This window comes from Enterobacter sp. C4G1, from assembly GCF_052886895.1.
In genome coordinates, this window is the sequence record NZ_JBQVVV010000002.1 from 445,893 (window position 1) to 457,968 (window position 12,076).

Below are 12,076 nucleotides of genomic sequence, written 5' to 3' on the forward strand. Positions count from 1 at the left end.
AATTCAATAGGTTCTATGGATAATTCTAGAGCATCTGCGGGCAATAACCCTAGGGTATTCCAACCACAGGGGTTTCTTTCGCAGATATTTTGCACAGGGAATGTCACCGCTGGTTTTGCGACATCCGGCGCTACGGACTTCTAATCAGCAGGTCCGCAGTGTACGGATTCGAAACCCTGCGACGATAAACGAAATTTTACCTATGCCCGATGGTGCATCTATCCTAAAGAATGGCGTTCTCTTCAACTGACTGGCTAAACATGCGACAATGATCGGCACTGTCGGCTTATTTTTTACAATAAATCAGGATATTAACTGCCCATGAAGGGTAAATACAAAGCCGCGCTCGCGCTTCTACTGCTGATAATACTTTTGCCGCTGACGCTGCTGATGACGCTCGCCCAGTGGGTGCCTACGCTTGCCGGAGTCTGGCTACCCGTGGGGACGCGTATCGCCTTTGAAAAAAGCCCCCGTCTGACTCGCCATTCGATAGTTATCCCGGATCTCCGATATCTGGTTGAAGACTGTGAGATTGCCAGAGTCGAAAACGCGACACTGTCACATCCCAGCCGCTGGAAGATGGATATTGGTGCGCTGGATCTCAACACCGCCTGTCTGAGCAAATTACCGCAAACCGCGCCGTCAACGGTCGCGCCCAAAACGCTGGCACAATGGCAGGCGCTGCTTCCCAACACCTGGATTAGCGTCCACCGGCTGACGCTCTCTCCCTGGCAGCAATGGCAGGGTGAGCTCAAGGCGTCGCTAACGCCTGCCATACAAGAGTTGAGCTATAAGGGCGAGCAGGTCAACGTGCAGGGCAAATTGCACGGGCAAACATTGACCATCAGCCAGTTTGAAGCCCATCTGCCCGATTACCCGCAGCCTGTGTCGCTGGTGGGGGAATTCACCTTGCCACTGGTGCCAGACGGCGTGCCGGTTAAAGGTCATGCGGTGGCAACCTTTAATGTGCCGCAGCTCTCCTCGCTGGTAGATGCAGACCTGGACTGGGAGCAAAATCAGGGCCAACTGGTTGTGATGTCGCGCGATAACCCCGACCCGCTCCTCGACCTGCCATGGAAAATTACGCCTCAGCAGCTGTCCATCAGTGATGGTCGCTGGAACTGGCTCCTCTCCGGAATGCCACTGAGCGGGCGCATTGGTCTGAATATCGATAACTGGCAGCAGGGGCTGGAGAAAGCAACCCTCTCAGGCCGTCTTAACGTGCTGACGAAGGGCGATGCGGGCAAAGGTAACGCCGTGCTGATCATCGGGCCGGGTAAGCTCAGTATGGATAACAGCGATATGCCGCTGCATCTGAGTGGTGAAGCCAAACAAAATGATCTGATCCTTTACGCCATGCTACCGGCAAAACTGACCGGAAGCCTGAACGACCCGCAGCTGGCGTTCGAGCCAGGGGCGTTATTGCGTTCGCGCGGGCGTGTGATTGACTCCCTGAATATTGATGAAATTCGCTGGCCTTTAGCCGGTGTTAAGCTTGCCCGGAAGGGCGTAGACGGTCGTTTACAGGCCATCTTGCGCGCCCACGAAAATGAAATGGGGGATTTTGAGCTGCATCTGGATGGCCAGGCCAATGACTTCCTACCCGATAACGGCCTGTGGCGCTGGCGTTACTGGGGGAAAGGGAACTTCACGCCAATGAACGCGCGCTGGGATGTGGCCGGTAAAGGCGAATGGCGCGACAACGTTATCGAGCTTACCGATTTGTCGACGGGGTTCGACAAACTTCAGTACGGAACGATGCTGGTCACCACGCCACGTCTGGTGCTGGATAAACCGGTTCGCTGGCTACGCGATCCGGCTAACCCCCAGTTCAGCGGTGCGCTGTCACTGAATGCTGGACAAACCTCATTTTCCGGCGGCAGCGTGCTTCCTCCATCCGTGCTGACCTTTAGCGTAGAGGGCAACGACCCGACGATTTTCCAGTACAAAGGCTCCCTTCATGCGGGCGCAATTGGGCCAGTACAGGTGAACGGGCGCTGGGATGGTGAACGCCTGCGCGGCCAGGCCTGGTGGCCGAAACAGTCCCTCACCGTGTTCCAGCCACTTCTTCCACCAGACTGGAAAATGATGCTGCGGGACGGCAATCTCTATGCGCAGGTGGCGTTCTCTGCCGCGGCGGGGCAAGGCTTCGAAGCGGGCGGGCATGGGGTACTGAAATCCGGTAGCGCCTGGATGCCAGATAACCAGATCAACGGCGTCGATTTTGTGCTGCCGTTCCGCTTTAGCGAAGGCACCTGGTCACTTGGCACGCGCGGCCCGGTCACGTTACGTATTGGCGAGGTCGTCAACCTGATCACTGCGCGTAATATCACGGCGGATTTACAGGGTGACTACCCGTGGAGCGAAGATAATCCTCTGCTGTTAACCAACGTCAGCGTCGACGCGCTGGGTGGCAAAATCACCATGCAACAGCTGCGAATGCCGCAGCACGATCCGGCTCTGCTGCGGGTGAATAATATTTCCTCCAGCGAACTTATCAGCGCGGTAAACCCGAAGCAGTTTGCGGTGTCCGGCCCGGTAAGCGGGGCGTTGCCTTTCTGGCTGGACAACGAAAAATGGATAATCAAGGACGGCTGGTTAACCAACCCCGGCCCCATGACGCTGCGTATCGACAAAGACACGGCCGATGCCATTGTGAACGATAATATGGTTGCGGGGGCGGCAATTAACTGGCTCCGCTATATGGAGATTTCGCGTTCGTGGACGAGAATCAATTTAGATAATCTGGGTGAATTAACCATGCAGGCTACGATCAGTGGAACCAGCCGTGTGGACGGGAAAAGCAGTACCGTTCACCTTAATTACACCCATGACGAGAACGTCTTTACCCTCTGGCGCAGTCTGCGTTTTGGGGACAATCTGCAAACATGGTTTGAGCAACACGCGGCATTACCGAATATCAGCCGCAGTTCGACAGGCAAGGAAAGTGAGGAACAACAATGAAAAAGATGGCGGGTGTACTCACCGTGGCCGTAGTCGCGTTGCTGACAGGCTGTACGCCGCGTATTGAAGTTGCGGCGCCAAAAGAGCCAATTACCATCAATATGAACGTGAAAATTGAGCATGAGATCCATATCAAGGTCGATAAAGACGTCGAAACCTTGCTGAAATCGCGCAGCGATCTGTTCTGAGGACGCCATGAAACGAATATTAGCTCTGACTTTACTGGCGCTGGGCATGAACGTGCAGGCTGCAACACTCACCCTGAATGAGGCGCGAGCCGAGGGGCGTGTAGGAGAAACGCTGAGCGGCTATATCGCGCCACTGCGTCAGGATGCAGAAACCCTGGCCCTGGTAAATCAGATCAATGCCGCGCGGACCGAAAGCTATCAGAAACTGGCCGACAGCAACAATCTGCCGGTGGATGAAGTGGCGAAAATGGCAGGCCAAAAGCTGGTCGCCAGGGCGCAGCCGGGTGAGTACGTGAAGGGCATTAACGGGAAATGGCTGAAAAAGTAGTTAGCGGCAACGCTTACGATACTCGCCAGGCGACACGCCAAAGCGCTGCTTAAACGCCGTTGAAAAATGGCTATGGTCAGCAAACCCCCAGCTATAGCCAATCCCCGCCAGCTTTTCATCATCGCTGGCGGCGCGCAACACCTGCGCACACAGGTCGAGACGGCGGTTTTTAATATACTGCGCAACCACCAGTCCCTTATCGGCAAACATACGGTACAGACTGCGCACCGACATCCCGCTTTCAGTGGCGATCCATTCCGGGCGTAAAGCTTCAGACTGAATATGGTCATCAATCAGGGACAGCACGTTCTGGAACTGACGCTCTTTGCGCGGCTGGACCGCTTCGCGCTGCTGAAATGCAGGACGCAGCAGGCAAACCATGGCCTCAAGTGCCGCTTCACTCTCTAAATCACTCAGGTCGGCGTTGCCCATACTCTCCTGCAACAGGCGGTGGCTCAGCTGCACCGTTGGCAGGCTGCGCGATAGCGTAAGCGCACAGCTAACTTCCTGGAAACGGCACTGTTGCTCAATAATCTGACGGGGAACAAGCAGCGAAATCTGGCGGGATTTTTCCTGCCAGTAAATCGAGCAGGGGCGTGAAGCATCAATCAGCGTGATATCACCCGTTTTAAGAATGGAGCGGCGATCGTCCTGCTCCAGCTCCGCGCTGCCTTCAAGCTGAAACACGGTATAAAACCAGGCATCGTTGCCGTTTTTAATCTCCTGTCGGGTACGAAACAGGTTCACACCACCGGCGGTAACGGTGCTGAGTTTCAGACTACGGGCATAGCTGGTTTCCAGTTCGCCAATGAACTCACCCTCTAACGGGCGAGCGTCAAAACGCCCACAAACCTGGTTAATTTGCGCCAGCCACTGCTGATACTTTTCCTGCTCGCTTGCACACGCCATCGTTTATCTCGCTGCACTTTCAATGTTTTTGCATTGTTGCATTTGTGTTGCATTTTGTCAGAGCCATGAGGCTGACTATAGGAAAGAACACTCACCGGGAACAGTGTTATAAGCGGGAATTATCATGTTTTGCGGAGCCTGTCACAGGTGGCAAAGCGAATGTCACACAGACAAAAGCGGTAATGCAAAACGCCTCTTAGACTGCAATAACACCCTGCGAATAATAACGAAGGAGTACCCTATGTCTGAATCACAGGTCGCAGTCCTGCCAGGCGTACAGCAGTTTTTAGATAGACATCATGGACTGTGGATCGAAGGCCGTCAGGCTGCATCCGACAGTGAAAAACGCCTGAACGTGTATAACCCGGCAACCGGTGAAGTCATTGCCTCCACCGCCGATGCCAGCGTAGCGGATGTCGATCGCGCGGTGATGTCTGGCTGGCGTGCCTTTGTGGCCCGCAGCTGGGCCGGAAAACTGCCCGCCGAGCGCGAGCGTATTCTGCTGCGTTTCGCCGATCTGGTCGAACAACACAGCGAAGAGCTGGCGCAGCTTGAAACCCTGGAGCAGGGCAAATCCATCAATATTTCCCGCGCCTTTGAAGTGGGATGCACCCTTAACTGGATGCGTTACACCGCCGGGCTGACTACCAAAATTGCGGGCAAAACGCTCGACCTTTCTATTCCATTGCCACAGGGCGCACGCTATCAGGCCTGGACGCGCAAAGAGCCGGTTGGCGTGGTCGCCGGGATTGTGCCGTGGAACTTCCCACTAATGATTGGCATGTGGAAAGTGATGCCAGCGCTGGCGGCAGGGTGTTCGATTGTGATTAAGCCGTCCGAAACCACGCCGCTGACCATGCTGCGCGTGGCGGAGCTGGCAAGCGAAGCGGGCATTCCCGATGGCGTGTTTAACGTGGTGACCGGCAGCGGCGCCGTGTGTGGAGCGGCGTTAACCTCTCATCCGCACATTGCCAAAATCAGCTTTACCGGCTCCACGGCGACGGGCAAACAGATTGCCCGCACCGCGGCAGATACGCTGACGGGCGTAACGCTTGAGCTGGGCGGTAAAAACCCGGCCATCGTCCTGAAAGATGCCGACCCGGCCTGGGTGATTGAAGGTCTGATGACCGGCAGCTTCCTTAACCAAGGGCAGGTGTGTGCGGCAAGCTCGCGTATTTATATTGAAGCACCGCTGTTTGATACCCTGGTGAGTGGTTTTGAGCAGGCAGTAAAATCCCTGAGCGTGGGCCCGGGCATGTCACAGCAGGCGTTTATTAACCCGCTGGTGTCGCGCGCTCACTGTGACAAGGTTCAGACATTCCTCGATGAAGCGAAGTCGCGCAACGCGGAGCTTATCACCGGCAACCGTGGCCCGGATGGGCAGGGCTATTATGTCTCGCCAACGCTTGTGGTGAACCCGGAGGCCAGCCTGCGTCTGACGCGTGAAGAGGTGTTTGGCCCGGTGGTTAACCTGGTCCGGGTGGCTGATGGCGAAGAGGCTTTACAGCTGGCGAACGATACGGAATATGGGCTGACGGCAAGCGTCTGGACACAGAACATGAGCAAAGCGCTGGAGTACACCGACAGACTCCAGGCTGGCACCGTGTGGGTGAACAGCCATACGCTGATAGACGCCAACCTGCCGTTTGGCGGCATGAAGCAGTCGGGCACCGGGCGTGATTTCGGCCCGGACTGGCTGGATGGCTGGTGTGAGACGAAGTCGGTTTGTGTGCGGTATTAAGCCACTCTGTTATTTTAGTGTTGTAGGCCGGGTAAGGCGCAGCCGCCACCCGGCATTTTTTAATGCGACCACCGGTCCCGACCGGCTTCTTTCGCCCGGTACAGCGCCGCATCGGCGCGAGCGATAATCTCCGTCCCGGCCAGCCCCTCCTCCATGGCCGCAATGCCCATGCTGGCGGTAACCACACCGCTCACTTTTGAGGCACTGTGCGGGATAGCCGCTTCGCGCAGTCCATCCTGAATACGCACGGCAACCTGTTCCGCCATGTTTTCCGGGCAGTCGAACAGGATCACCACAAACTCCTCGCCGCCGTAGCGAGACACGACATCGTGCGGCGTACGCACCGATTTCTTCAACACCTGCGCCACGCGCATCAGGCAGTCATCACCGGCCTGGTGGCCGTAAGTGTCGTTATAAAGCTTGAAATAATCGACATCGAGCATAATCAGCGAGAAGGCTTTTTTCTGATCAACCGCGTTCTCCAGCACGGTTTCCATCGCCCGCCGGTTTGCCGTCTGGGTTAATGCATCCAGATGTGCCAGCGCATCGAGCCGCAAAATTAAGCGCTGGTTCTGCTGGTTGCGCCGCCAGGCCTCTTCGAACCAGCTCAACAGGATAAAGCGCCCGCAGATCAGAATAAGGGTAAACACAATCCAGATGACGGCAAAACGCAGGTTAACACCCTGGTTCAGGGCGATACTGGAAACGGGCAAGCTAAGCCACAGCGGTATAACAAAAGCCAACAGCCCGGAAGGGTGAAAATAGAGTGCCGTCATGCCCGCTAAAAGCAGCACAATGAAGATTGGCCATGCGTGAGGAAGTTGCACTAAAACGATTAACAGATACCCGCATATCGCCCACAGCAGGCTACAAATAAACAAAACGATGCTGATCCCGGCGATATGTTGCCAGGCCATGACCAGCAGGGCCGCCGAGATAATGACAATCCCCAGCATTGAGGTATCCACCATCAACGCCAGCTGCTTCGTCGTACCAATCAGACTGTCGATATCACCAAACAGGACGTTGCGCAGCAGGAGCATGAGCGCGAAGCTCACGTTCACAAAAGCCAGCCACGGCAGATTCATTGCCAGGCCGTGACGCACCATCGATTTACGGGTAGGCCAGGTGGCGAGGTCGGACGTTGTATTGTGTCTTTTTTCCATCAAAGCCGATTTCCGTATCAAATGGAGTGGAAGAAAAACGGGCGGATAATCCGCCCGTCAGTATTTAACGTTACGGTGTCACTATGTTAAACCAGAATTCAAATTTATCCATATATCCCAGCATAGCGTCCAGTTTCGCGCTGTCACCTGTGATCTTGATATCACCGCTATCCTGCGCCTGCTTCAGCGTGACTTCTTTCAGGATGATCTTGTTCAGCGTATCGCGATTTAACGTCAGGGTCGCATCGGCGTCTTTGGCTTCGGCATTTGCCGTGTGGTTCAGCACGCCGTTTTCCAGCTCCAGCTTATACTTGCCGCCATCGTTGCCGAGATCGATGTTAAACACCGATTTCGCATCCCCGGCTTTCTGGCCGTTGATATGCACCGCCAGATAATCGAAGAACATTTCTGGCGTCATGGCCCGCACGGTATCCGGGCTGGCGGTGTTCGGGGTTGGGCCTTTCACCACGCCGTTACGCAGCTCCTGCGCCCCGGTCAGGTAGAAGTTACGCCACGGGCCAGACTCCGCTTGATAACCAAGCTGCTCCAGAGCGTCGGCTTCCAGGTTACGTGCCGCCTGGTTGTTCGGGTCGGCAAATACCACTTTGCTGACCACCTGCGCCACCCAACGATAGTTACCCTGGTCAAAATCGGTTTTCGCTTTGTTCAGGATGGCGTCCGCGCCCCCCATGTACTCGACGAATTTCTTCGCGCCTTCTTCCGGCGGCAGTTCATCAAGCGTTGCCGGGTTGCCGTCGAACCAGCCCAGATAGAGCACATAGGTAGCTTTCACGTCGTGGCTGACTGAACCGTAATACCCGCGGTTTGCCCAGGTGTGCGCCAGCGAATCCGGCAGCTTGAAGTTGGCGGCAATTTCATCGCGCGTCAGGCCTTCATTTGCCATTCTCAGCGTCTGGTCGTTGATATAGCGATACAGGTCACGCTGGCTCTTCAGCAGTTTGACCACGTTATCGTTGCCCCAGGTAGGCCAGTGGTGCTGTGCCATGATGATTTCAGCTTTATCACCCCAGCGCACAATGGCTTCGTTGATGTATTTCGACCACGGCAGTGGCTCACGAATTTTCGCCCCACGCAGGGAGTAGGTGTTGTGCAGCGTGTGGGTTACGTCTTCGGCGGATTCAATCAGTTTCTTCTCTTCGATATACCAGAGCATTTCTGATGGCGCTTCCGAACCTGGCGCGAGCATAAAGTCATAGGTCAGGCCGTCAATAACCTCTTTCTGGCCATCTTTTTCAATGATGTTTGTCGGGGCAATAAGGGTGACAGTCCCCGCAGAGGTTGTCGTACCCAGCCCGGCGCCCACCTGGCCTTTGGCATCAGGTTTTAGTACATGTAGCTGGCGCGGCGGCTCATCACGTTACCGGCCATAATGTTTTCCGCAACAGCGGCTTCCATAAACCCGGCAGGTGCGTACACTTTCACTTTGCCGGATTTCACATCCGCTTCGTCAATCACGCCGCGCACACCGCCATAGTGGTCAACGTGGCTGTGGGTATAGATAACTGCCACCACCGGTTTTTTACCACGATTTTTATAATAAAGATCCATCCCGACTTTTGCGGTTTCTGCCGATACCAGCGGGTCAACAACCGTAATACCTTCTTTACCCTCAATGATGGTCATATTCGACAGATCAAGATTGCGAATTTGATACACCCCCTCCGTCACTTCAAACAGCCCGCTAATATTAATCAGCTGAGATTGACGCCATAAACTTGGGTTAACCGTATCCGGAGATTTATCGCCTTCTTTAATAAAAGAATATTGTTGCGGATCCCAGATAACATTCCCTTGCTCCCCTTTGATAACCTCTTGCGGAATAGGGGCAATAAAGCCTTTATGGGCGTTGGTAAAATCGGTGTTATCAGAAAACGGTAACTGGCTATACAGGGCGTTGTTTGCCTGTTGTGTCGCAGCGGACGCGTCCTTCTGGGTTTCGGCTGCAATGGAGGTACTTGCTGAAATAAAAAATCCCGCCAGCGCGAGACTCCTGACTATCAAATTGAATTTCATCCTAAACCTCTCAGTGATTGTACGACGTCATGGGTGTGAACTTCGTGTCCTGGCTGAAAGTGGTTCAAGAAATAAAATAGAGAGCAAAGTATGAATAAATATAATCGAGGGAATTCATTCAGCAAGTGAATGAACGCAAAATAACTTATTGAATTGAAAGAGAGGAGGGCGCGCTAAATAAGATATGGCGGTAATTATTCGCAGGTTGTTGTTAATTAACCCTTACAATTCGGGAAGGATGAATAATATATCCTTGCGATTGTACTGATTTGGCGCATCAGGCTGATAAATAAACCGGGCATTATGCCCGGCTTGTCTGCGGTTACTTATCCTCTTTTTTCTTGCCGAGCGTTGGCGTCTCGTCGAAGAAATTCCATGGTTTCAGCAGGGTGTGAACCCATTCCGTTGGCATGATTGGCCACTCCTCGGCACGGGCAACGTGGGTTGTGCCGGTTGTCATCCAGACCACATCATCTTCGTTGTTGAGCGACTCGTTATCCTTGCTGTACTGGCCGAGGCCCGTGTCGTGGGTGGAACGGTTCGGGAATTTCCCTTCCGGGTACATCTCGTTCGGATGGTAACGCGTGACCCACAGCTGCTTGTCCATAAAGCTCAGACGATGGTAAATCCACTCATCCGGCGCAAATTTTGCCCCAGTGGCAACCGGGTGAGTACCGCCGGCATACGGGATAATCTGATACGAAACCGGGTTACCCATGCGGTTCTCTTTGCTGGTATTGCTCAGCAGACGGATGGTGCCCGGGTCAAATTTCTGCGCGGCCTGTTGTTCAGTATCAATATTGTACTGATTAATCTGCATAGTACTGGTACGTGGGCCGCCCGCGGTGTTTGGCTTCACTTCAGGGTCCATTGCCACCAGGCTGTTGTTGGTGCCATCCACATCCATATCCAGACGGAAGTTATAGATATGCTGGTGGGTGGTGCCGACGATGTTATGGTCGATCAGCGTGCCGTATTTGGTGTCGTCTTTGGCGGTGGCATCATGCATGGTTTTCGCCAGCACGCCTTTCACCGCTTCAATCCCGGTTGCACCGGCATCAATACCGATGGTGCCGTTTTCGTGGAACACCCAGTCAAAGATATAGTCGTAGTTACCCACGGTACTGACCCAGCGCACGACCAGCTCGCGGCGTTCGGTACTGACGTTCGGCTGACCCATCTCCTGATGCTTGTACTCAGGGCCCGCGTAACGCTCGAAAATGGCGATGGCGCGTGGGATCTCCATTGGCGCACCGGTGTAATCCGGGATGGTTTCATTCAGCAATATGGCGTTAGACGGGACGTCTTTGCCGCGCACCAGCGGAGAGGTCAGGGTGCCCATACCGTAGTCGCCGGAATCCAGATACGCTTTGAAGTACCAGCCCACGTCAGGGTCGCCGTAAGGCACGATCATCCCGCCCAGAGAACCTTCGTACATAATCTGGCGTTTTTTGCCGTTATCGTTGTAGGTCACGGTAGAGATAACCGGCCCCACGCGGGAATCCAGACTCAGGTGGAAGTCCCAGTTCTGCCAGTGCACCATGTCACCGGTAATGGTGTAGTTCTTGCCTTCCGGCTCAATAATCTCGAGTGGTTTTTTCGGCGTCTCTATGCGATCGCGCCCATCATACGGACGCGGTGCCATTGGCACTGGCACCACGGCGCCTTCTTCGATTTTCTGGATTTTCTTCTGTTCCAGGTCGACAACGGCCACCAGGTTTTCAATCGGGTGCGCCCAGTAGTTACCGTCGCCGGTATCGAGGTAGCTCACCACTTTCAGCAGGCGGTCTTCCTGCTTCAGACCATCTTTGCCGTCAAAATAACCCACGGTCAGCGGGGTGGTGATCACTTTCTTCGGATCGGTTACGCCGTGCTTTTTCAGCGCTTCAACGTATTCCGGGCTGTCATTGATAATCTGCTGTACGGCGGTGAAGTCATCAAGCAGCACCATACCGTGCGCATCTTTGATTGGCTCCCAGCTCAGCACTTTTTTGTCTTTCAGATCAACGAGGCTTTCAATGACGTGTTTACCGTCAAGCATAGTGACTTGCGCCTGACGAGGGGAATCTACCGCCGTGCCGTTCAGCACAAAGTCCCAGACTTTGGCTTTTTCCGGCTCGGCCAGCGCAATCTGGGTGAAGCGGGTGTTAGGTTTAAAATCCGCAGAGGATTTAACAATCTCTACGGCTTGCTTAATTTCATCGGCAGATAACGCATTCAACGGGTGAGGACGTTTCTCTACCTGGAAGGTCTGGTCGAGGCCGGACTGGAAAACATCGTTGATGAAGGTATCAGAGATAAAGGCTTTTTTGCCCTTCATCACCACGGGCACCTGTAACTTCAGGGTTTTGCCGTTGACGATCGCCGTTTTCGCACCTGGCTTGACCTTCACAAATGCACCGTCTTTGGCGATGGTAAACATCTGAGCGTAATCATCCCATTGCACATCTGCGCCAAAGTCCTGAAGCGTTTTGTCCATCGGAACCATGTGCGCTTCACTGCCGTGGGCGAAAACAGGGGTTTGCCAGGCGCAAATCAGAGCAACTGCCATGGCCAGTGCCGTTTTACGGGCAGAAAAAGAAGAGTTGCTTCCCATCGTTGACCTCATTTTGTTTTGTTGTGTTTTTTGTGTTGTGCCAGCGTTATCCTGGCAGGGCTGTGTGAAAAGCGTTTGCCTGCATCTGCCAGGTTATTTGTCAGTCTTGCCAGGTTAAAAAAAGACCGGGGGTAAATCACATCCCCGGTC

At 54.3% G+C, this 12,076-nt stretch carries 7 protein-coding genes and 1 pseudogene; 4 read left to right on the forward strand and 4 right to left on the reverse strand.

Translation table 11 applies throughout. The annotated features are described in order from the left end of the window. Positions 1-321: 321 nt before the first annotated feature. Genes ACT9TW_RS16035 through ACT9TW_RS16045 form a run of 3 tightly spaced genes read left to right on the forward strand, consistent with a single transcriptional unit; the run spans position 322 to position 3,480 of the window. Positions 322-2,964 (forward strand): YdbH family protein, encoded by a 2,643-nt coding sequence (locus tag ACT9TW_RS16035; protein WP_446493000.1) that lies wholly within the window; start codon positions 322-324, stop codon positions 2,962-2,964. Continuing rightward, the gene (locus tag ACT9TW_RS16040; RefSeq protein ID WP_014070162.1) at positions 2,961-3,152 is read left to right on the forward strand and encodes a YnbE family lipoprotein; all 192 of its coding nucleotides are present in this window, start codon (positions 2,961-2,963) and stop codon (positions 3,150-3,152) included. Before ACT9TW_RS16035 ends, ACT9TW_RS16040 begins: the two co-directional genes overlap by 4 nt. Positions 3,153-3,159: 7 nt before the next feature. Next, positions 3,160-3,480: a YdbL family protein gene (locus ACT9TW_RS16045; RefSeq protein ID WP_446493001.1), complete on the forward strand. Its 321-nt coding sequence runs from the start codon at positions 3,160-3,162 to the stop codon at positions 3,478-3,480. Here the strand turns inward: ACT9TW_RS16045 and feaR are convergent, their stop codons facing one another. Next, positions 3,481-4,389 (reverse strand): transcriptional regulator FeaR, encoded by a 909-nt coding sequence (gene feaR / locus ACT9TW_RS16050; protein ID WP_182060929.1) that lies wholly within the window; start codon positions 4,387-4,389, stop codon positions 3,481-3,483. It abuts the gene before it with no gap. Positions 4,390-4,630: 241 nt separating this feature from the next. Between feaR and ACT9TW_RS16055 the strand changes: the two genes are divergently transcribed. After that, positions 4,631-6,130 (forward strand): aldehyde dehydrogenase family protein, encoded by a 1,500-nt coding sequence (locus ACT9TW_RS16055; protein ID WP_315688575.1) that lies wholly within the window; start codon positions 4,631-4,633, stop codon positions 6,128-6,130. Positions 6,131-6,189: 59 nt separating this feature from the next. Here ACT9TW_RS16055 and ACT9TW_RS16060 read toward each other — a convergent pair whose 3' ends face one another. The 3 genes and pseudogenes from ACT9TW_RS16060 to tynA all read right to left on the reverse strand — a co-directional run bounded on the left by ACT9TW_RS16060 (position 6,190) and on the right by tynA (position 11,926). Beyond that, positions 6,190-7,296 carry a membrane-associated sensor domain-containing protein gene (locus ACT9TW_RS16060; protein WP_446493002.1) on the reverse strand — a complete coding sequence of 369 codons (1,107 nt, stop codon included), beginning with the start codon at positions 7,294-7,296 and terminating at the stop codon, positions 6,190-6,192. Positions 7,297-7,366: 70 nt separating this feature from the next. Further along, a pseudogene (locus ACT9TW_RS16065) lies at positions 7,367-9,330 on the reverse strand (alkyl/aryl-sulfatase). A 322-nt stretch (positions 9,331-9,652) separates the two neighbouring features. Further along, positions 9,653-11,926, reverse strand: a complete 2,274-nt coding sequence (gene tynA / locus ACT9TW_RS16070) for a primary-amine oxidase (protein ID WP_446493003.1) — start codon at positions 11,924-11,926, stop codon at positions 9,653-9,655. Positions 11,927-12,076: the final 150 nt, after the last annotated feature.